This is a genomic window from Heyndrickxia oleronia (genome assembly GCF_017809215.1).
Lineage (GTDB): Bacteria > Bacillota > Bacilli > Bacillales > Bacillaceae_C > Heyndrickxia > Heyndrickxia oleronia.
The window spans coordinates 5,079,931-5,101,262 of record NZ_CP065424.1 but is presented as its reverse complement, the minus strand read 5'-3'; the positions used below and the strand labels follow the sequence as shown (position 1 = coordinate 5,101,262).

The 21,332-nt window shown below is 34.2% G+C and carries 19 protein-coding genes; 17 read left to right on the top strand and 2 right to left on the bottom strand.

Features of this window, described 5'->3' with window-relative positions:
• Positions 1-415 precede the first annotated feature (415 nt).
• The 10 genes from I5818_RS25450 to I5818_RS25405 all read left to right on the top strand — a co-directional run bounded on the left by I5818_RS25450 (position 416) and on the right by I5818_RS25405 (position 10,705).
• Complete coding sequence (locus I5818_RS25450; RefSeq protein WP_058005082.1) at positions 416-1,171, top strand: ABC transporter ATP-binding protein; 756 nt, start codon at positions 416-418, stop codon at positions 1,169-1,171.
• A gap of 1 nt (position 1,172) precedes the next feature.
• On the top strand, positions 1,173-3,110 hold the full coding sequence (locus I5818_RS25445; protein WP_078109500.1) for an ABC transporter permease: 1,938 nt from the start codon (positions 1,173-1,175) through the stop codon (positions 3,108-3,110).
• A gap of 17 nt (positions 3,111-3,127) precedes the next feature.
• Entirely contained in the window at positions 3,128-3,487 is a 360-nt protein-coding gene (locus I5818_RS25440) for a YxeA family protein (RefSeq protein WP_071976308.1), read from the top strand.
• Between the two features lie 92 nt (positions 3,488-3,579).
• Positions 3,580-4,290, top strand: coding sequence for a response regulator transcription factor (locus I5818_RS25435; RefSeq protein WP_078109499.1), 711 nt, complete (start codon positions 3,580-3,582; stop codon positions 4,288-4,290).
• Between the two features lie 3 nt (positions 4,291-4,293).
• Positions 4,294-5,700, top strand: coding sequence for a sensor histidine kinase (locus tag I5818_RS25430; protein ID WP_078109498.1), 1,407 nt, complete (start codon positions 4,294-4,296; stop codon positions 5,698-5,700).
• 128 nt (positions 5,701-5,828) lie between these two features.
• Positions 5,829-6,848 carry a DUF3231 family protein gene (locus tag I5818_RS25425; RefSeq protein WP_058005077.1) on the top strand — a complete coding sequence of 340 codons (1,020 nt, stop codon included), beginning with the start codon at positions 5,829-5,831 and terminating at the stop codon, positions 6,846-6,848.
• A 277-nt stretch (positions 6,849-7,125) separates the two neighbouring features.
• A complete protein-coding gene (locus tag I5818_RS25420) occupies positions 7,126-7,506 on the top strand; it encodes a GntR family transcriptional regulator (protein WP_058005076.1) in 381 nt (126 codons plus the stop codon).
• Positions 7,503-8,375 carry an ABC transporter ATP-binding protein gene (locus tag I5818_RS25415; protein ID WP_058005075.1) on the top strand — a complete coding sequence of 291 codons (873 nt, stop codon included), beginning with the start codon at positions 7,503-7,505 and terminating at the stop codon, positions 8,373-8,375. The genes I5818_RS25420 and I5818_RS25415 overlap by 4 nt, the downstream gene beginning before the upstream one ends.
• Complete coding sequence (locus I5818_RS25410) at positions 8,363-8,992, top strand: ABC-2 transporter permease (protein WP_071976312.1); 630 nt, start codon at positions 8,363-8,365, stop codon at positions 8,990-8,992. The genes I5818_RS25415 and I5818_RS25410 overlap by 13 nt, the downstream gene beginning before the upstream one ends.
• A 336-nt stretch (positions 8,993-9,328) precedes the next feature.
• Positions 9,329-10,705 (top strand): amino acid permease, encoded by a 1,377-nt coding sequence (locus I5818_RS25405; RefSeq protein ID WP_071976313.1) that lies wholly within the window; start codon positions 9,329-9,331, stop codon positions 10,703-10,705.
• A gap of 62 nt (positions 10,706-10,767) precedes the next feature.
• On the opposite strand, the gene I5818_RS25400 is transcribed toward I5818_RS25405, so the two are convergent.
• On the bottom strand, positions 10,768-11,823 hold the full coding sequence (locus tag I5818_RS25400; RefSeq protein WP_071976314.1) for a DctP family TRAP transporter solute-binding subunit: 1,056 nt from the start codon (positions 11,821-11,823) through the stop codon (positions 10,768-10,770).
• Between the two features lie 99 nt (positions 11,824-11,922).
• Here I5818_RS25400 and I5818_RS25395 point away from each other — a divergent pair, with 99 nt between their 5' ends.
• The 4 genes from I5818_RS25395 (at position 11,923) to I5818_RS25380 (ending at position 16,015) form a co-directional block, all read left to right on the top strand.
• Positions 11,923-13,515 carry an ATP-binding protein gene (locus I5818_RS25395; RefSeq protein ID WP_071976315.1) on the top strand — a complete coding sequence of 531 codons (1,593 nt, stop codon included), beginning with the start codon at positions 11,923-11,925 and terminating at the stop codon, positions 13,513-13,515.
• Between the two features lie 3 nt (positions 13,516-13,518).
• The gene (locus I5818_RS25390) at positions 13,519-14,202 is read left to right on the top strand and encodes a response regulator (protein WP_078109497.1); all 684 of its coding nucleotides are present in this window, start codon (positions 13,519-13,521) and stop codon (positions 14,200-14,202) included.
• 122 nt (positions 14,203-14,324) lie between these two features.
• Positions 14,325-15,605, top strand: coding sequence for a C4-dicarboxylate transporter DctP (dctP, locus tag I5818_RS25385; protein WP_071976317.1), 1,281 nt, complete (start codon positions 14,325-14,327; stop codon positions 15,603-15,605).
• A 149-nt stretch (positions 15,606-15,754) separates the two neighbouring features.
• Positions 15,755-16,015 (top strand): M20/M25/M40 family metallo-hydrolase, encoded by a 261-nt coding sequence (locus I5818_RS25380; RefSeq protein WP_209391833.1) that lies wholly within the window; start codon positions 15,755-15,757, stop codon positions 16,013-16,015.
• 147 nt (positions 16,016-16,162) lie between these two features.
• On the opposite strand, the gene I5818_RS25375 is transcribed toward I5818_RS25380, so the two are convergent.
• Positions 16,163-17,353, bottom strand: coding sequence for a coenzyme F420-0:L-glutamate ligase (locus I5818_RS25375; RefSeq protein ID WP_078109496.1), 1,191 nt, complete (start codon positions 17,351-17,353; stop codon positions 16,163-16,165).
• A 230-nt stretch (positions 17,354-17,583) separates the two neighbouring features.
• Between I5818_RS25375 and I5818_RS25370 the strand changes: the two genes are divergently transcribed.
• The 3 genes from I5818_RS25370 (at position 17,584) to I5818_RS25360 (ending at position 21,273) form a co-directional block, all read left to right on the top strand.
• On the top strand, positions 17,584-18,480 hold the full coding sequence (locus I5818_RS25370; protein ID WP_071976320.1) for a LysR family transcriptional regulator: 897 nt from the start codon (positions 17,584-17,586) through the stop codon (positions 18,478-18,480).
• A gap of 260 nt (positions 18,481-18,740) precedes the next feature.
• The gene (gene codB, locus I5818_RS25365) at positions 18,741-20,015 is read left to right on the top strand and encodes a cytosine permease (protein ID WP_071976321.1); all 1,275 of its coding nucleotides are present in this window, start codon (positions 18,741-18,743) and stop codon (positions 20,013-20,015) included.
• Positions 20,005-21,273 carry a cytosine deaminase gene (locus tag I5818_RS25360; RefSeq protein ID WP_078109495.1) on the top strand — a complete coding sequence of 423 codons (1,269 nt, stop codon included), beginning with the start codon at positions 20,005-20,007 and terminating at the stop codon, positions 21,271-21,273. The genes codB and I5818_RS25360 overlap by 11 nt, the downstream gene beginning before the upstream one ends.
• Positions 21,274-21,332 lie beyond the last annotated feature (59 nt).

Genomic DNA, 21,332 nt, shown 5'->3' with positions numbered 1-21,332 from the left:
TTATTTCGAAGCCATTTGCTTTTATCAATTAGTAAGTTGATTCTATCCCGCTACCTATCTTGGGCTTTTTCTATGCAGACATAATAATTTTCAGGGCAGAAATCCTTTAAAAATGGGGTTTCTGTTTTTTTAAGGTTTTTGTAAGGTTCAAATTAAAATGATGTAAGGTACAGTCAGTATAATTATTTTTGTTGATAGAGCTGCTTACTTATTGAGCTTTAAACTCAAACAATTCAAGCAGAATTTAACCAATTGCTCTTCGTCAATTGCAATGAATGATAAGATCGGCATATTTCCGGGGGCATTTTTTTTAAGGTTATTCTTTCTTAATAATAAGGCAGAGTATAAGGGCATTGTTTACAAAATCAACTTAGTTTAAGGAAAGATCTTTGATAATAAACAGGAGGATTTCTTAATGAAAACAATTTTATCCGCAAAAAATGTTCAAAAAATATATGGCTCAAAAGGAAATCAATACAAAGCATTGGAAGATATTAATTTAGAAATAAAGGAAGGCGAATTTATTGGAATTATGGGGCCTTCAGGAGCAGGTAAATCAACATTATTAAATATTTTATCGACGATTGATACGCCCTCAGCTGGGGATATAATCATCGCTAATCAAAATATCGTCAAAATGAAGGAAGAAGAACTTTCCGATTTCCGCCGGAATCAACTCGGATTTATTTTCCAGGACTACAATTTACTAGATACGCTAACGGTAAAGGAAAATATTTTGCTTCCTTTGGCGTTATCGAAGGTCCCAGCACAACAAATAAACAAACGCGTCGAGGAGATTGCTGATACCTTTGGGATTCGAGAAATACTTCATAAATATCCGTACCATATATCAGGAGGTCAAAAACAGAGAACAGCTGCATCCCGTGCAATAGTAACTAATCCAAGCCTAATCTTGGCGGACGAGCCTACAGGTGCCTTGGATTCAAAATCTGCAACAAGCTTATTAGAAAGCTTAACCTCCCTTAATGAAAATAATCAATCAACCATTCTTATGGTTACACATGATGCGTTTGCTGCAAGCTTTTGTAAAAGAATTCTATTTATTAAGGATGGACGAATCTTCGCAGAAATTCATAAAGTGCAGCAGTCTCGTCAGGAATTCTTTCAAAAAATAGTTGATGTCCTTGTTTCACTTGGAGGTGGACATTAGAATGACTCTATTTAGCATTGCTAGAAAAAATATTAGGAAAAATTTCACCAATTATTTTTTATATATGGCATCAATGATCTTTAGTATTGTCATTTACTTTACTTTTGTTTCTTTAAAGTATGATGATGCAATCCAAGCTTCAACAGACTCTTCTACAAAAATTAGTTCAGCCTTTAATGGTGCTGCCGTTGTTTTAATGATTTTTGTTGCCGTCTTTATCTGGTATTCGAATTCATTTTTTACGAAGAAACGGAAAAAAGAAGTCGGACTTTACTCTTTATTAGGTGTTAGAAAGAAACAAATTGGTCAAATGTTATTTTACGAAAACTTTATTATGGGTATCATCGCTCTTATTATTGGGATCGTCCTTGGTACACTATTGTCTAAGTTCTTTGTAACACTTTTAATGAAAATCATGGGCTATGAAGCAATGGGGAATTTTGTTATCTCGCCCGCAGCTATCATAAACACAATTGTTGTATTCATTATTATTACAGCCATTACTTCCATTCATGGTTACCGGTTAATTTATCGTTTTAAATTAATTGAGCTATTTAAGGCAGAGCAAGAAGGGGAGAAGGAACCAAAAGCATCCTTCTTAATTGCCGTTTTCTCCATTATATTACTGGGTATTGGCTATTGGTTAGCTCTACAAAATTTATTAGAGTCAAATGCGTGGAGAACACTGGGCTTTGCGGTAACTCCAATCGTTATTTTGATTACAGTAATTCTCGGTACTTATTTATTATTTAGTACATTAACCGTATATCTATTGAAGGTATTAAGAAAAAATAAAAAGCATTTTTGGCATGGGATTAATCTGATTAGTATATCCCAACTACTTTATCGAATGAAGGGAAATGCCCGTACATTAACGATTATCGCAGTATTAAGTGCGACTACACTATCTGCAGTCGGAGCTGCTTATAGTTTTTATTATAACAATAGAAGTAATGCAGAAATAGCCAATCCAAATAGCATGATGTTTATAACGAAGGATTCACATATCGCTGACCAGGTCAAAGAGCGTGTATCACAGGATAAAAGCCATAAGATTGTCTATCATGAGACCATTCCAACACTAAATATAGATGTTGATATTACAAATCTAAATAGTAAAATGTCTGCGGATCAAGTGGAATATAGCGTTATTGACAATAAAACCTATAATAAATTAATAAAGTTACAAAAAAGAAATGACTCCCTTTCACTGAAAGGAAATGAAGCAGCTGTCCTAGATGCAGGTTATTTTGAAGGTTTATCACCTAAATATGTAGGATCAACAGTTTCATTAAAGGTAAATGATAGCAGTAAAAATATAACCTTTAAAACTTTGAAGAAATTTAATGTTCTCAATCTCTATACAGCTAATACAACACTTGTAGTTAGTAATGAATTATTTTCGAAATTAGCAAATGAAACAAATCTAGTAAACATAGAAGCATACAAAATAACGAATGAAGATGATGCGAAGATCTTAACGAAAGATATTCAATCTTTATTACCAGAGGAAGCATACTTTTCAAACTTCTATAGTAATTATGCTCAAGGAATGGAGTCATCAGGTTTAATTATATTCATGGGTGGTTTCCTTGGATTAGTATTTCTTGCAGCAACAGGTAGTATCATTTACTTTAAACAACTTACGGAAGCAAATATAGATAAAGAGCGCTATGAAATTTTACACAAAATTGGTGTAAATAAAAAAGAAGTAAAAAAATCTATTGCTAGACAAATATTATTTATTTTTGCCCTTCCACTTATTGCAGGAATTGCTCATAGTATCGTTGCTTTAACAGCTTTATCAAGGCTAATGCAAACAAACTTAGTTATTCCAGTGTTCATTTGTATAGGTATTTACGTATGTATTTATATTGCCTATTACTTCTTAACAGTGAATACCTACTACAAAATTGTAACGAAATCAGATAAACAATAAAGGATTGGAGTAAAACAATGAAAAAAATCATATTATCATGCCTCATCATAGTAGTGATACTAATTGGTGGAGGGTTAGTTCTTCAGAAGGTTAACTTTAATAGATTAGGAGCAGATCAATTGTATACCCAGATTAAGGGTCAAGGAAAAATGATCGAAGATAAAATCGATAATGGTGAGAAAATAATCAGGTACGAGTACAAATTGCCATCCTTTAACAAGAATGGTCAACAACAAACCTTGTCATTTACTTCACCAAAACAACTTAAGGAAAATGCTTATTTAATGTTATATACTAAAAAAGGTAAAGGTGTGACTTCTTATCAGGAAGTAGCAAAAAAAGATTTACCAAAGAAGGTTAGTGAAAAATTAAAGTAGTAGTATGTAGAAAAATGAAAGAATCCTTGTTAAAAAGGGTTCTTTTTTGATAATAATAAAAGAGGCAATCATTACTGGAGGTATATATTTGGATGTCCTTAAATAATAAAAAGGTATTAATTATAGATGATGAGGAAGATATTTTAAGACTAATAAAAACAGTGTTAGAAAAGGAAGGAATAAAAAACGTTATTACTTCGACTACTGCTAATGGTGGGTTCAGTCAATTCAAAGAAACTAATCCTGATCTTGTTTTATTAGATATTATGCTGCCAGATGGAGAAGGCTATGATGTATGCAGACAAATAAGGAATATCTCACGAGTACCTATATTATTTTTATCAGCAAAAACAGAGGAAATTGATAAAATATTAGGCTTTGCCATTGGTGGAGATGATTATATTACCAAACCATTTAGTCCTAAAGAGGTAGCCTATCGAGTAAAGGCACAATTACGAAGAGCAGATTATATGCAGATAACTATTGAGAAGGATTCGGTTATAAAGGTCGGCCCATTTGAGTTAAATGAGGAAAAAGTACAATTGGTAAAAAATGAAAAAATGATTGAATTAAAACCGAAAGAATTCGGATTGATGAAGTATTTTCTAGAAAATAAAAATAGGGTGATCTGTAAGGAACAACTTTATGATGCAGTATGGGGTGAGGAATTCTTCGGGATGGATAATACGGTTATGGTTCATATACGAAGATTACGGGAGAAAATTGAAGAGCAGCCTTCCCATCCTAAGTATTTGCTTACCGTTAAAGGCTTAGGTTATAAACTGATGGTTGAGGATGAATAATTCATGAAATGGAAGCTGACGGGAAGGTATTTATTATCGGTTGTATTGGTTGTTATCCTAGTAGTTTTCATTAATATTGCTATTGCTTTAACCTTGCTCGTTGCTCAGTCAATTTTTGACATACCTTTATTACAAGAAAAGGAATCCTCTCCTGAACAATTTACTAGACAGTTTCAAAATAACATAGTTGTCTCGGATTCTGACGTGTCAATTACTGAAAAGGGAAAAAAGGAACTTGATAAAAAGAAGGCTTGGATACAAATATTAGACGAAAATGGCAAAGAAATTTATGGTTTTAAAGAGCCAGAAAAAATTAAGAAGAAATACACCCCTTCTGAAATTATTCAAATGTATAAGTATAGGGAAATTGATGCGAATACGACTGTTTATTTAGGAGAAAGAAAAGAAAATGGTAGAACATACAGTTACTTTATAGGAATTGACAATCCTAGATTAAATAAAGTTATTGTCTCATTGGACCTTGGAAATATTTTTCATGTCTTTAAATCAGGAACTTTTATTATTATTATTGATATTCTTATTGCTTTATTGGTCGGGTATTTTTTCAGTAAGCGTCTTACCCAGCCTTTATATACCTTAATGGATGGGATAAAAAAGCTAGCAAATAATGAATTTTATATAAATGATAAACCAAAAGGAATTTATAAAAATGTAATTGATAATTTAAACCACTTATCCGACCAATTAAAAGTGAATGAAATAGAAAGAAATAAATTAGATACAATGAAGGAAGAATGGATAGCAAATATTTCGCACGATATAAAGACCCCACTGTCCTCAGTTCAAGGTTATGCTGAAATGATAAAGGATCCCGAATATGACTTTACTATTGAGGAAATAAGGGAATATGCAGAGATTATTGAAACGAAATCACATTATATTAAAGAGGTGATTGAAGATTTAAATTTAACGACACGAATTAGGAATAAAGAACTTTCGTTAAATAAAAAGTGGATAAATATCGTGGCATTATTGCGTAATATTGTGATCGACATATTAAATGATCCGAAATATTCCGATCGAGATATCCAGTTTCATGTAAAAGAAGAGAAAATCATGCTTGAGGTGGATGAAACTCTGTTTCATAGAGCGATAAATAATTTAATTTATAATGCCATTGTCCATAATGAACGAGAAGTAAAAATCATTGTAAGTATTGAAAGAGCAGAACACACGCATATTGTAATAAAAGATAATGGTAAAGGGATAAAGAAGGCCGAGCTGAACAGAATCTTTGATCGTTATTACCGTGGAACCAATACGGGAATCGCACATAAAGGTTCAGGACTAGGAATGGCGATAGCTAATGATATTATTCAGGCACATGAGGGAGAAATTATGATTAACAGCGAAGTTGGTCATGGGACAACAATTGAAATTCAGATTTAGAACTTTAAGTAGGGACAATTTGTCTCTGCTTTTTTTATTCCCCTACCACCTTGATTTGCATAATTTTACATATTTATTAAAAGCAAGGAAATAATATCGATAACAAATATGTAAGGGGCAATGTACACATGGCTAATGAAAAAATAAAATTGACATCTGCCGAGATCGCTAGTATTTGGACAGGATATATGAACGATAGTTTGTCAAAATGTATACTAGGTTATTTTTTGCAGCATGTTGAAGATAAGGAAATTCGTTCTGTTGTTCAATTTGCTTATGACTTATCATCTGCCCATATTGAAAAGTTGAAGGAAATTTTTCAACAGGAACAAATTCCATTACCTATAGGTTTTACAAGTGAAGATGTTAATCTGAATGCCCCAAGGCTATATACTGACATGTTCATGCTTACATATATACTAAATATGGGGAAAGCTGGTTTACTTGCATATGGTGGATTTTGTGCGATGTCTGCAAGAAAAGATATTAGAGATTATTTTAGGGAAGGGCTTAAGGAAACATCCGACCTTTTTGATAAAAGTTCAGAAATCTCCTTATCGAAAGGTATATTTGTAAGAGCTCCTTTTATTGCTTATCCTTCAAAAACAGATTATGTAGATACCCATAAATATTTAAGTGGCTTTTCCTTTTTTAGCAAACAACGCCCATTAAATTCGGTTGAAATCGCCCATTTATATACGAATATTCAAACCAATTTGATGGGAGCAAAGCTAGCAACTAGTTTTGCTCAAGGCTCACCCAGAAAGGATATTCAACAATGGATGCTAAGAGGCAGAGATATATCAGAAAAGCACATTCAAGTTTTTACAAAAGCGTTGCTTAGTAACGGTATCCAACCACCCGTATCATCGGATATTAGTATTACTGATTCGATCACCCCTCCGTTCTCAGATAAGCTAACGATGTTTCATATGAGCCTGTTAAGTGCAACAGGGACGGGAAATTATGCTACTGCTGCCGCTGCAAGTCAGAGAAGTGATCTTATAATAAATTACGAAAGGCTATCACTTGAAATTGCACAATATGCGAAAGATGGAGCAGATATTATGATTAAATACGCATGGTTGGAGCAGCCGCCAGGTACCCAAGATAAAGATAAATTGGTAACGAAAAAGGAACAGCAATAATGAAATATTCCAATGACTGCATGAAGAAAGATAGGCAGATATTAAACTTCGAACATGATGGAGGATCGATGTTGATCTTCCTATTTTTTTTGTCGTTCATTTTTCAAAAATTATTACGATTCGGTACAGATAAATTCCTCAGCTTCGTATAGTTTGTTCCTTTTGTAAAAGCCAGTAGTGGGTTGTTAATCAAGCAAAATCGAGAAAAAGGATATTGACGAATGTGTATATAGTGTATATATTATATATATACGGTATATAAGGTGCTGAAAAATAAATGGATATAATTATATCAAATACATCTAAAGATCCCATTTATCAACAAATCATTAAGCAAATTAAAGAGCTTGTACTAAAAGGAGAGTTACTGGAAGGAGATTCTCTTCCGTCTATTCGCCAATTAGCAAAAGATTTGCAAGTAAGTGTGATTACAACGAAACGTGCCTATGAAGAGCTAGAAAATGAAGGATTTATCGTTTCAATTGTTGGTAAGGGATCATTTATTGCTAGTCAAAATCAAGAGTTGTTAAAAGAACGACGCTTAAAAATTATTGAAGAAAAAATATGTGAAATTATTGACGAAAGTAAACTTATTCATTTTTCGAAAGAAGAGCTCATTGAATTGATTAATATATTGTATGGAGATGATCCAGAATGACGAATGTAGTTGAATTTAATCATGTATCAAAATCCTTTAAAGATTTTTCGTTAAAAGATGTAACCTTTTCCATTAAAAAGGGGTATATTACGGGGTTCATTGGCTCTAATGGTGCTGGAAAAAGTACAACCATTAAGCTACTCATGAATCTATTAAAAAAGGATAGTGGTGACATTACGATTTTCGGACTTGATCAAAACAAATATAATCAAGAGATTAAAAGTCGTATTGGTTTTGTGTATGATGAGAATTGCTTTTATGATACTTTAACCATTAAAGAACTAAGGAAAATTATTGCCCCGATGTACCCGAAATGGAATGATGACCTTTTTTATAAATATGTCGACCAATTTCGTTTACCGGAGAAACAGCAGGTTAAAAGTTTTTCTAAAGGAATGAAAATGAAATTGGCGATCGTATTTGCTATTAGTCATGATCCAGAATTTATAGTAATGGATGAGCCAACCTCTGGACTAGATCCTGTGTTTAGAAGAGAAATATTAGAAATTTTACATGAAATTATGTTAGATGAACAAAAAACGATTTTCTTTTCCACTCATATAACTACCGATTTGGATCGAATTGCTGATTATATTACTTATATCCATAAGGGACAAATTTTATTTTCAAAGGAACGTGAGGAACTGCTTGCGGAATATGGAATAGTCAAAGGGAAAAATGATTTATTAGATAGAGATACAGAAAAAGAGTTTGTTAGTATTCGGAAGACAGGTGTTGGCTTTGAAGCATTAACTAGTAATGTGAAGAAAACAATGAATCTATTCGGCGATGAGGTTTTAATTGAAAAGCCTAGCCTTGAGGATATTATGTACTATACAGATAAGGGGAATTTGTCATGTACTCATTGATTTTAAAAGATATTCTTATGTTGAAAAAGATGTTATTACTGATTGTAGGATTTATAGCCTTATTTTATTTTTTAGAGAACCCTCCTGTAATGGCCATATCATTGGCAGGAATCATTTTCATTTCCAGTACAGGGAGTTTTGAAGATCGTAGCAATTCGCATATTATGTTAAATAGCTTGCCTATTAATCGTAAAAGTATTATCTCTTCCAAATATGTTGGGGCAATTTTGTTTGGAATATTTGCGACAGTTTTAGCGACACTATTTCAAATGATATTTTATTTTATATTGGATACGTATAATAAGCCGCTACCAAATGCAAATCAATTAGTGTTGGGTATGTTAATCATCCTTTTATTTTCGGCTCTATATTTTCCAATATTATATAAATTTGGAGAAAAATACACAAGAATCATCCTTATGATTGTTATTTTTGGATTTATTATTTTTGGGCAAATGGCGATGTATGCTTTAAAAGGTAATGTAGAAGTGTTTCAATTATTTCTTAATCAATTTACATTTACTCAGTTAACGATTACAGGTTTTGCAATCACAATCATCGTCTTTATATTTTCTTGGCTAGCCACGATAAAAATATACGAGGCTAAGGATTTTTAGGTAGTTAACTAATAATCGAACACAAAAGCTGCGGAGAATGTTTTCTGCAGCTTTTTACTATGCTCAAATTCACTTAAAATATTAAAATAATATTTAGTATATTTTGAAATAATATTAAAATGTTGTTCGGGTATAAAATTATTAATAAAACTGTTTTTCTAGAAAATACAATTGTATTTTTGGTTGTTAATTATTATTATAGAATAAACGATTTGAATTTTTAAGATAATTATTTAAAGCAAGTGGCTATTCATAAGACTTCTTTAAATCTTTAAATAAGTGATATCAAAAAATGAATGACAGCACGTAAGCTTTTTAAAGGGAGAGAGGATTCAAATGGCAAACAAAGAGTTAAAAAGAGGTTTAGAAGCTCGTCATATCCAAATGATAGCGTTAGGGGGTACCATTGGTGTTGGTTTATTTATGGGGTCAGCCAGTACGATTAAATGGACAGGGCCATCTGTATTGCTTGCCTACGCTATTTCGGGGATATTTATTTATTTGGTCATGCGTGCTATGGGAGAAATGCTGTATGTAGAGCCTAGTACTGGATCATTTGCGACCTTTGGACATAAATATATTCATCCACTGGCAGGGTATTTAACTGCATGGAGCAATTGGTTTCAGTGGGTTATTGTTGGGATGTCAGAAATCATTGCAGTTGGGCAGTATATGCAGTATTGGTTTCCGGATCTGCCTGGCTGGATACCAGGTATAATTGCCATGCTGATTCTTGGTGCAGCAAACCTGATTTCTGTCAAATCCTTCGGAGAAATAGAATTTTGGTTTGCAATGATCAAAATTATTACGATTGTATTGATGATTGTTGCAGGATTCGGTTTGATTTTCTTTGGTTTAGGTAATGGAGGGAACGCTATTGGCTTAGAGAACTTATGGAAACATGAAGGTTTTTTTACTGGTGGCTGGTCTGGCTTCTTCTTTGCACTATCTCTTGTCATTGCTTCTTATCAAGGAGTTGAACTTATAGGGATTACAGCCGGTGAAGCAAAAAATCCACAGCAAACACTAACAAAGGCTATTAAAAGTCTGATATGGCGTATATTAATTTTTTACATTGGTGCAATTTTTGTGATCGTAACTGTTTATCCATGGGATCAGCTGAATTCAATCGGCAGTCCGTTTGTTGCCACATTTGCGAAGGTAGGGATTACTGCCGCTGCTGGTATTATCAACTTTGTCGTCATTACAGCAGCAATGTCTGGCTGTAATAGTGGGATATTCAGTGCTGGACGTATGCTTTATACGCTAGGAGTGAATGGACAAGCACCAAAAGTGTTTACAAAGGTAACAAGTAGTGGGGTGCCCATATACGGAACAGTCGGTGTTATGCTAGGCTTAGCGATTGGTGTGATTCTTAGTTATATTGCCCCTGAGAATCTATTTGTCTATGTATATAGTGCTAGTGTGCTTCCCGGTATGGTGCCATGGTTTGTTATTTTAATTAGTCAAATTCGATTCAGGAAGGAAAAGGGAGCAGAAATGGTAAACCATCCATTTAAGATGCCTTTTGCTCCTTTTACAAACTATGTAACGATTGCCTTTTTAATAATGGTTTTAATAGGTATGTGGTTTAATGATGATACACGAGTATCACTTGTCGTAGGTATTATTTTCTTAGCCCTTGTAGTCATCAGTTATTATGTATTAAGTATTGGAAGTCGTTCTTCCAAAGTTGATAAAGAAAGGAAATAAATCCCTCAATTTTTATCCAATCCAGTAAGGGGATCGATCGCTCTTCTCCCTTTACTGGATGTTTAATGATCGTACTGATCCCTAAGTTTTTTCATTTCCTCTACTAAGTCTTTACCTATAATCGGAGCTAGTTTGTCGTATAACGGATATAGCTTCTTTGTCCACACTTTTCTTTCCTCATCGGTTAATTCATGTATTTGAATAGAAGATTTTTTTCGAATGAGCTGAAGCTGCTCTTCATTTAATTTTTCTGCTTGTTGTTGGTTCCAGGCAGTTGTTTCTGCCATTGCCTCGGTTAAAATCTGTTGAGTTTGTTCCGATTGCTTGTTCCAAAATGATTGATCCATTAAAACAACATAGCCTAGATAGCCGTGATTACTGATTGTCAAATACCTTTGAAGATTATAAAATTTCTTTGAATAGATATTTGATAATGTGTTTTCTTCTCCATCAATCTCTCCGGATTGTAAGGATTGAAAAGTAATATCAAATGCTTGTTGAATTGATTTTGCATCAAGTTGGTCGAATTGAGATTTTAAAACCTGACTTTGCATAATTCGAAAGGTTTGTCCTTTTATATCATTAGGAAAAATGATCGGCCCTTTATTGGATGTGAATTGTTTAAAACCATTTGTCCAGTAGGCTAACCCTTTCATTTGATCCTTTTCTAATGATTGTAATAACAGATGGCCAATTTTCCCGTTTAAACCTTTCTGAACAGCTTCATAATTAGGAAAGGCAAATGGTAAATCAAGTACCCCCCATTTACTAGATAAGGATCCAAGCTTTGATGTAGAAGGAGCAATAATTTGAACTTTATTTTCCTTCAATGCATTGATTTCCTCAATATCGGAATATAGCATCCCGTTTGGAAAAATTTCTACTCTAATTTTTCCATCGGATTTTTTATAGACAATATCCGCAAACTTTTTTGCAGCCAGCCCTTTTGGGGTGTTTTCAGCGACCACATGGCTAAACTTAAGAACAATTTGCTCGTTTAATCCTTCTTGTTCAGAATCATGAACCAGTTTATCATGAGGAAAAATGTATTTCATACCAAGTAGGAAAATAAAGATGACAATCAAAATTGAAAATAAAAGGACCATCCATTTTCTCATATGATTTTTCCTCCTTAATTGTTTGAAAAATTGTCCCTTTATAGAATTTTACTATAAAAAAGAAGAATTTATCATACCGGTGATAGAAGGTGATGACAAATGAAATTAAAGCAATTACCTATTCGTTGGAAAATGACCATTTTATCTTATACCATCGTCGTTTTTTCTTTACTAGTAGGCGGGACCTTCTTAATTGCTGATATTCAAAAGACAAAGGAACAGGAAATACAAACAAGTATTATGAATACCGCTAGAACTGTAGCGGAGCTTTCTGATGTAAAAAAAGAGGTTCAAGCACCTGATGGTTGGGAGCGATTAAATCCTTTGATCGAAGAGATTCGGTTGATAAATGAAGAGGATTATATTGTCGTGATGAATATGAATCGGGTTCGTTACTCACATCCGGTAAATAAACTATTAGGGACTGCTTCTACAACTAATGATGAAGAAGCAGCATTTGCGGAACATAATTATATTTCAAAAGCACGTGGTGAGGTTGGTACATTTCTAAGAGCCTTTTTTCCAGTTAAGGATCCAGATTTGAACCAGATTGGGGTCGTTGTTGTTGGTCATAGGTTACCATCATTTTTCGAGATTTTTACTGACTTAAAAAAGGAAATGATCATTATCACCGTTCTTACATTATCCGTAGGGCTAGTTGGATCATTTCTGCTTGCACGTCATATTAAACAGCAAATGTTTCATTTGGAGCCACATGAGATTGTCCGTATTTTAAATGAAAGAACAGCCACCTTTCATTCAATGCATGAAGGGGTAATTGCCATTGATTATAATGAAATCATTACTATTTTTAATGAGAGAGCCAAGGCCATTTTTTCCGTTGTTGGTGATGTAGTTGGCAAACCAATTAGAAGTGTATTGAATGATACACGGCTTCCTGAAATTGTTGAAAATAATCAAGCAGTATTTAATGAAACGATTATTGTTAGTGGAAAAACGATTGTTAGTAGTAGAATTCCTGTATTGATAGACAATCGCGTTGTAGGAGCTGTAGCTATCTGTCAAGATCGCACAGAAGTAGTAAAGATGGCTGAAGAATTAACCGGAGTAAGGAATTTTGTTGATGCATTAAGAGTTCAAAATCATGAACATATGAATAAATTACATACAATTGCTGGTTTAATTCAGCTTGGCAAGTCGGAGAAAGCTTTGGAATTAGCTTTTGAAACCTCAACCAAACAAGAGAATTTAGATCAATTTTTAAAGGATTCAATTAAAAATGATGCCATTGCCGGACTATTATTAAGTAAAATAAGAAGAGGAAGAGAATTGGGAATAGAGGTTTCAATTGATCCTAACAGCTATTTAACTACCTTCCCATATCAGATTGACCAGCATGATTTTGTTGTGCTCTTAGGTAATTTAATTGAAAATGCCTTTGGCTCATTTATGCATGTTGAAAGAAACGTGAAAAAAGTTGAGATCAGTATTGAGCAGTCTGAAGATATTTGTGCCATTTTAATAGAGGATAATGGATGTGGAATCCCAGAAAGTGATCTTCCTCATATATATGAAAAAGGTTTTACGAGAAATAAAAAAAATGGTTCTGGAATCGGCCTATATTTAATTAAACAAGCGGTTGATAAAGGAAATGGAGATATAATGGTTACATCAGTATCAGGGGAAGGGACAAGCTTCACAATTACTTTTCCTATGGGAGTAGGTGTTTGATAAATGTCAAATAAAACAATCAAAGTACTGTTAATAGAAGATGATCCAATGGTACGTGAAGTGAATAAAAGTTTTATTGAAAGTATTGATGGCTTTGAAATAGTAGGACAAGCGGGTGATGGCGAAGAAGGGCTTCGAATAGCTTCAAATAAAGATATTGATGTCGTCATTTTGGATATTTTTATGCCTAAGTTAGATGGGATTCATACATTACAAGAATTCAGAAAACAGAGATGGGATATTGATGTCATCGTTGTGTCTGCCGCCAAGGATAATGAAACGATTAATAGTATGCTTCAGAACGGTGCAATAGATTATATCATTAAACCATTTAAGTTTGAAAGAATGAAGAAATCATTAGAGAACTATCGCTTTTATAAAAACTCATTAAATAAAAGTAAGACATTTTCTCAAGAGGAATTGGACGCGATGATGAATGTCCGCCAAGAAACCGGGAGCAGTGGTACCCTCCCAAAGGGATTAAATATGTTCACATTGCAACAAATTACAACCTTTATGAAAGGAGAGAGTGTATCAAAGTCAGCGGAAGAAGTGGCAACTGCTGTTGGTATTGCGCGTGTGACTGCTCGGCGTTATTTAGACTATCTAGAAAAAACAGGGGTCATTCGTTTAGATGTACAATATGGCAGTGTAGGTAGACCAGTTAACCGATATGTTATGAATTAGACAGCTATCTTAAGACCAAAAAGACCAAAATGTCCTATATGAACACAAACTTCCTCGTTAACAAAGAAAGCGTTATCATCTACTTACAAGAAAATTCAATTTTCAGAGAAGGGATGTATACAATGAAGGGGAAGCGCATATATAAAAATTTAACCGTCCAAGTTTTAACTGCTATATTCATTGGTGTCATCGTTGGTTTAGTATGGCCAGATGTTGGGAAACAAATGAAGCCACTTGGAGATACATTTATAAATGCTGTAAAAATGCTCATTGCACCAATCATATTTTTGACCATTGTTTTAGGAATTGCAAAGATGGGGGACATGAAGAAGGTTGGTAAGGTCGGCGGAAAGGCAATCATTTATTTTGAGATTGTAACTACACTTGCACTTATCATTGGTTTGCTCGTCGTCAATATTTTACATCCTGGATCAGGATTGGATCCAGACAAACTTCCGAAGGGGGATATCTCCCAATACACAAGCGATGGAGAAAAATTGAATTGGGTTGATTTTCTTACCCATATTGTACCTCATAGTATGGTAAGTGCCTTTGCAGAAGGGGATATATTGCAGGTTCTATTTTTTTCTATCCTATTTGGTGTTGGTTTAGCCGCATTAGGTGAAAAAGGGAAAAGTGTCATCGACTTCTTTGATAAAATTTCACAGGTATTCTTTAAAATTATTGGATATGTTATGAGAGCGGCTCCTATTGGAGCATTCGGTGCAATTGCTTATACCATTGGAACATTTGGTCTTCAATCATTAGTTCCATTAGGAAAACTAATGATTTCAGTTTATGTTACAATGTTCCTGTTTATCTTTGTCGTTTTAAATTTAATTTGTCGGAAATATGGATTTAGTTTATGGAATTATCTTCGTTTTATTAAAGATGAATTATTAATCGTATTAGGTACAAGTTCTTCTGAATCTGTTCTACCTAGAATGATGGATAAAATGGAGAAGTTTGGCTGTTCTAAATCTGTAGTTGGTCTGGTTATTCCAACAGGCTATTCTTTCAATCTAGATGGAACATCTATCTATCTAGTAATGGCCACAGTATTTCTTTCACAAGTTTTCGGTATTGATTTAACGATTGGCCATCAAATTACTATTATATTAATTCTGATGCTAACATCAAAAGGCGCAGCAGGTGTAACGGGTAGTGGGTTTATTGTATTGGCTTCAACACTTTCAGCTTTACACATTATCCCTATTGAGGGATTAGCCTTATTATTAGGGGTTGATCGTTTTATGAGTGAAGGCAGATCAATCGTAAATCTTATTGGAAATGGCGTAGCAACGATTGTTGTGGCAAAGAGCGAAAAAGAATTTGATGAATCAAAACATGCAGAAGCAATTATGGAAATGAAACAAATGAAACAAGCAACCACAAGCATATAAGATATGGGATCAATTCTCCGCGATATAAAAAATCGTAGGAGGAATGGTCTTTTTTTTTCGTTAAAGAACATAGTAAGATACGATTTTGCACAAAATGGTTTAAAGGAATGAAGTTTGAAGGTAATATATTGGAAAAGGAAATAAATAGAATGGCTAAAGGTATTGAGATAGAGTTTGGTGTACAATGTGAACTTACCTATACACCAGATTACCCACCATTATATAATAACCCTGAGCTAACAGCCTTGGTAGCAGAAAGTCTAAGAAATATAGACGGCGATGAAGATATTAAGGAGATAAAGGAATTCCCTGCACTAGCACCGTCAGAAGACTTTGCTTATTATGCGGAAAAATTCCCAGCTTGTTTCTTTTATATCGCTTGCTCTCCAAAGGGAGTATCCGAACCTTAGTTTAATCCAAAATTTGATATAGATGAAGATGCACTTTTAGTAGCAGCGAAGGCAGTCGGCCAAGTGGTTTGTGAATACTATCAATTGAACTAATTTGTAAATAGATAAAAGTTGTTGTCTATAAGACAACAACTTCGGTAACTAGATTTATTTTGTATAATTATCGAAATATCCTTGAATAAAGATAATCGGTGTACCTTTATCTCCACTTCCAGAGGTTAAATCAGATAATGATCCTATAAGGTCAGTTAGCTTTCTTGGTGTAGTACCTTGTGCTTCCATTGCCCCTGTAAGATCGGAATCTTTATTATCGATGTATTGTGAAATGGCTTGTTTTAATTCTTCGCCCTTTAAGTGAGCAAAATTATTATCTGCAAGATATTTTAGTTTTACTTCATTCGGTGTTCCGTTCAATCCTGCTGTATAAGCTGGTGAAACAACTGGATCAGCAAGCTCCCATATCTTACCGACTGGGTCCTTGAAAGCTCCGTCTCCATAAATCATGACTTCCACGTCTTTACCTGTTTTTTCCTTTATTGCTTGTTGGATGTTATCAACGACTGGTTGACAGTTACGTGGGAAAAGCTTCACACTTTGTTCTGTTGACTTGTTTGATCCGAGCAGACCGTAATCTTCATTATATCCACTACCATCAATAGACTTAGATAAGATGTTATCTAGGCTAAATATTTTTTCCCCGCCATTTGCTTTTAGAATTCTCTTTGTTCTAAATCTAGAATGGATATCACAAGTAAGGACATTTTTTGTATAATCCAAAATTGTTTTTGGATTATTTGAGAAAATTACTTCACATTCCACACCGTATTCTTCGATTAATGATTTATAGTAATCAATATAATCTACACCAGTAAATGGGTGTTTATTGTAGCCGAAATACTCCCTGAATTGTTTTTCTGTTAATACGTCAGTCCATGGGTTTACACCTTTTTCATCAAGTATTTCAAGATCTACTAGATGATTCCCTACCTCATCAGAAGGGTAACTTAGCATAAGAACAATTTTCTTTGCTCCCTTTGCAATACCGCGTAAAACAATAGCAAAACGATTACGACTTAAAATGGGGAAAATAACACCAACTGTATCTTCACCAAATTTTTCTTGAACGTCCTTGGCAATGTGATCAATGGTTGCATAATTTCCTTGAGCACGAGCAACAATAGACTCTGTCACTGTTACGATATCTTTATCATTAATTGCAAAGCCTTCCACTTCTGAAGCCTTTAACACGCTATCAACAACAATTTCTTCAATATTGTCACCTTGATTGATTATAGGACAACGAAGTCCTCTAACAACTGTTCCAACTACTCTTTCCAAAATAATCTCTCCTAGTAAAGTGTATTTGAAAGTCTCTCTTAAAACTTGGTTACATTTTCTACTGCCAAATTTTACTTATCGGTTAAGTAGAAAATAGCGCGATATCATTTATATTTTGGCTTTAACCTACATATGAAAAGCCAATGGAAAATACCTACTTGTAATATACCTCTTTCTAATGTTATAAGTGAAATTAATATCTTTAATATTAGATATAAGGAGAATTTATAATGATTGGTAAATTGGATTTATATAAAGTATTTTGTAAGGTAGCACGTTGCAAAAGCTTTTCAAAGGCTGCAAGAGACCTATATATGACCCAACCAGCTGTGAGCCAAGCAATTATGCAATTAGAAAGAGAGCTTGATACAAGATTGTTTAACCGGACACCAAAAGGGGTGTCTTTGACTAATGAAGGAAATTTATTATTTGAGTATGTTTATTCGGCCATAAATTTAATTAATGTTGGTGAAGAAAAGATACTAGAATTTAAAAATCTTACAACAGGGGAATTAAGGATTGGTGTTGGTGATACGATTGCTCGATATTTCTTACTTCCGTATTTCGAACTGTTTCATAATCAATATCCAAACATTAAATTTAAAATTGTAAATGGTACAACGATAGAGCTATGTTCTTTATTGAAATCGGGTGAGGTAGACTTAGTTATTTGTAATCTCCCTCTTGAAGACTCAACTCTCTTTATTAGATCATGCATTGATATTCACGATATTTTTGTTTGTGGAAAGGACTATAAACATCTTGCATCAACTCCAATACGGCTTGAAGAATTAGTTCAGCTACCGTTGATATTATTGGAAAGAAACTCCAACTCGAGAAAATATGTAGAAGATTATATGCTATCGAAAGGATTGCAGATCTCGCCGGAAATTGAATTAGGTTCCCATGATTTATTATTAGAACTTGCCAAAATTAATCTTGGCATAGCATGTGTGACAAAAGAGTTTTCTCAAGAGTATATAAATAAAGGATTGTTATATGAAATCCCCCTCATTGAGGAAATCCCAAAACGCTCCATTGGGGTCTGCTCTTTAAAAAGTGTGCCATTATCACCCTCCTCAACAAAATTTGTGGAAATATTGGAAAGAGAATTGAAGGATGGATAGGATAAGCATCCGTATATTGACAACATAATAAGTTATTGTCATAATAAGATTAATTGAAATATTGGTACCTTTAATTCAGTCCAGAGAGGCTGACAAGGACAGCGGAAATTTATAATCAAACACTAGTGGTGTAATTAGATTACACCCTTCTGTTTGATTATAAATAGAAGGGTTTATTGTCAGATGACGGCAATAAACCCTTTTTTAGTTTATAGGCTTGTTCAAAGGACCATTTTCAAATCAACTTTGGGGGAATACGTATGGAAAAAGTGGACTTGGAATTTTCGTTACAGCCTGTACCAAAAGGGCATCGAAATGGTTTTTGGAAGATTCTCGCTGTTATGCTTGGATTTACATTTTTCTCAGCAAGTATGTGGTCTGGTGGAACATTAGGGAACGGTTTATCATTTACTTCATTTATTTGGATTGTGTTAACGGGTAATTTGATCCTTGGCATTTATACCGGTGCATTAGCCTATATTGCAGCAAAAACAGGGCTATCCACCCATTTGTTAACCAGATATGCTTTTGGAGAAAAAGGATCCTATCTATCCTCTCTTTTATTAGGAATTACTCAAGTAGGTTGGTTTGGTGTAGGTGTGGCAATGTTTGCTGTTCCGGTCCAAAAAGCAACAGGTCTTAATGTGTATCTATTAATTTTTATTTCAGGAATTTTAATGACGATTACCGCAATTTATGGAATAAAGGCTTTAGCAATATTAGGTGTAGTTGCTGTGCCATCTATAGCAATCTTAGGAAGCTATTCTGTACTAGAGGCAACAGAAAAAGCTGGTGGATTTCAAGGGTTAATGGAATATCAGCCTTTAGAAGCGATGGGAGTAGCCACTGCGTTAACAATTTGCATTGGATCCTTTATTAGTGGTGGGACACTGACGCCCGACTTTGCTCGATTTGCTAAGACACCGCGGTCTGGCGTTGTTTCAACGGTTATTGCTTTTTTTCTTGGTAATTCGCTAATGTTTCTATTTGGAGCAGTCGGTGCGATCGTTTATGGTAAGTCAGATATATCTGATGTGATGTTTCTGCAAGGGTTAATCATTCCAGCGATTATCGTATTGGGTCTAAATATTTGGACAACTAATGAAAATGCTCTATATGCATCAAGTTTAGGATTCGCAAATATTACTAAAATATCAAAAAAGAAAATTGTCATTTTTAACGGTCTGGTCGGAACAGTAGCAGCTATGTGGTTATATAATAATTTCGTTGAATTTTTAACATTACTTGGATCGATATTACCATCAATTGGTGCCATTATTTTAGCAGATTATTTTCTATTGAATCGTGGCAAATATAAGAAATTCGAAGCGATGAAATTTAAAAACGTTAATTGGATAGCCATCATTGCATGGATTATAGGTGTAGCCGCCGCAAACCTCATACCGGGAATTCCTCCTATTAATGGGCTCATTGGAACAGCGGTTGTTTATATTATTTTAATGAAATTGGTATCTAAACGTGTGAATAATGAACAGCTACAAGAATTGAAGGGAGAACTAATGAATGATTATTAAACAGGCAAAGCTGAGAGGAAAAGAAGGGATCTGGAACATTGTTGTACAAGATGGAAAGATTAGTAAAGTAACAGAATCATTGGATGATGTTTCAGGTCATGAAATTTTTGATGTAGAAGGGGCTCTTGTACTTCCTCCTTTCATTGAACCACATATTCATCTAGACACGACCTTAACTGCTGGTGAACCTGAATGGAATAAAAGCGGTACATTATTTGAAGGGATTCAAAGATGGTCACAAAGAAAAGAAACATTAACACATGAAGATGTGAAAACAAGATCGAAAACTGCATTGAAATGGCAAATTGCTCAAGGAATTCAACATGTCCGCACACATGTAGACGTAACAGATCCCAGTTTAACAGCATTAAAGGCAATGCTTGAAGTGAAAGAGGAGATGGCTCCATATGTAGATATTCAACTCGTTGCTTTTCCACAGGAAGGAATTCTTTCTTATCCAAACGGAATAGAGCTGCTTGAGGAATCACTAAAAATGGGAGCAGATGCTGTGGGAGGGATTCCTCATTTTGAATTTACACGTGAATATGGTGTGGAATCCTTAAAAAAGGCCTTTGACCTAGCTGAAAAATATGATCGTTTAGTAGATATTCATTGTGATGAAATAGACGATGAACAATCCCGCTTTGTAGAGGTAGTTGCCAAAGAGGCTTATGAGCGTGGGATAGGTGCTCGAACGACTGCAAGCCACACTACTGCTATGGGATCTTATAATGATGCTTATACGTACAAGCTTTTTAGATTATTAAAGCTTTCTTCTATTAATTTTGTATCGAATCCTTTAGTCAATATTCATCTTCAAGGGAGATTTGATTCGTATCCAAAAAGAAGAGGTTTAACGAGAGTAAAAGAATTACAAGAAGCAGGCTTAAATATTTGTTTTGGACATGATGATATCTTTGACCCATGGTATCCACTAGGAACAGGAAATATGCTTCAAGTATTACATATGGGGATTCATGCTGCACAGTTAATGGGATATGATCAAATCGTAAACTCCATTGATTTAATTACTAATAATAGTGCAAAGACTTTACAAATTGAGGATGCCTACGGAATTGAAGAAGGAAAACCAGCTAATTTTATTGTTTTATCTGCAGAAAATGAATATGAAGCCATTCGTAAACAGGCAACCGTCAGATATTCCTTTAGAAATGGCAAGATCATAGCTGAAACGAAGCCAAGTGAAACAACTGTATCCTTCGGAGAAAATATGGAAAAGGTTAATTTTAATAGATAATGATGGAGGCACAATTTGTGCCTCTTTTTTAATCGATAGGAAGGTATACCATTCAATCG

What these genes read in the sequence shown, in the direction of transcription:
- I5818_RS25400 (WP_071976314.1), bottom strand. Translation starts at nt 11,823, where the DNA reads ATGAGAAAATGGATGGTCCTTTTATTTTCAATTTTGATTGTCATCTTT.
- I5818_RS25395 (WP_071976315.1), top strand. Translation starts at nt 11,923, where the DNA reads ATGAAATTAAAGCAATTACCTATTCGTTGGAAAATGACCATTTTATCT.
- codB (WP_071976321.1), top strand. Translation starts at nt 18,741, where the DNA reads ATGGAAAAAGTGGACTTGGAATTTTCGTTACAGCCTGTACCAAAAGGG.
- dctP (WP_071976317.1), top strand. Translation starts at nt 14,325, where the DNA reads ATGAAGGGGAAGCGCATATATAAAAATTTAACCGTCCAAGTTTTAACT.
- I5818_RS25390 (WP_078109497.1), top strand. Translation starts at nt 13,519, where the DNA reads ATGTCAAATAAAACAATCAAAGTACTGTTAATAGAAGATGATCCAATG.
- I5818_RS25445 (WP_078109500.1), top strand. Translation starts at nt 1,173, where the DNA reads ATGACTCTATTTAGCATTGCTAGAAAAAATATTAGGAAAAATTTCACC.
- I5818_RS25405 (WP_071976313.1), top strand. Translation starts at nt 9,329, where the DNA reads ATGGCAAACAAAGAGTTAAAAAGAGGTTTAGAAGCTCGTCATATCCAA.
- I5818_RS25435 (WP_078109499.1), top strand. Translation starts at nt 3,580, where the DNA reads ATGTCCTTAAATAATAAAAAGGTATTAATTATAGATGATGAGGAAGAT.
- I5818_RS25370 (WP_071976320.1), top strand. Translation starts at nt 17,584, where the DNA reads ATGATTGGTAAATTGGATTTATATAAAGTATTTTGTAAGGTAGCACGT.
- I5818_RS25425 (WP_058005077.1), top strand. Translation starts at nt 5,829, where the DNA reads ATGGCTAATGAAAAAATAAAATTGACATCTGCCGAGATCGCTAGTATT.
- I5818_RS25380 (WP_209391833.1), top strand. Translation starts at nt 15,755, where the DNA reads ATGGCTAAAGGTATTGAGATAGAGTTTGGTGTACAATGTGAACTTACC.
- I5818_RS25360 (WP_078109495.1), top strand. Translation starts at nt 20,005, where the DNA reads ATGATTATTAAACAGGCAAAGCTGAGAGGAAAAGAAGGGATCTGGAAC.
- I5818_RS25440 (WP_071976308.1), top strand. Translation starts at nt 3,128, where the DNA reads ATGAAAAAAATCATATTATCATGCCTCATCATAGTAGTGATACTAATT.
- I5818_RS25415 (WP_058005075.1), top strand. Translation starts at nt 7,503, where the DNA reads ATGACGAATGTAGTTGAATTTAATCATGTATCAAAATCCTTTAAAGAT.
- I5818_RS25430 (WP_078109498.1), top strand. Translation starts at nt 4,294, where the DNA reads ATGAAATGGAAGCTGACGGGAAGGTATTTATTATCGGTTGTATTGGTT.
- I5818_RS25420 (WP_058005076.1), top strand. Translation starts at nt 7,126, where the DNA reads ATGGATATAATTATATCAAATACATCTAAAGATCCCATTTATCAACAA.
- I5818_RS25450 (WP_058005082.1), top strand. Translation starts at nt 416, where the DNA reads ATGAAAACAATTTTATCCGCAAAAAATGTTCAAAAAATATATGGCTCA.
- I5818_RS25410 (WP_071976312.1), top strand. Translation starts at nt 8,363, where the DNA reads ATGTACTCATTGATTTTAAAAGATATTCTTATGTTGAAAAAGATGTTA.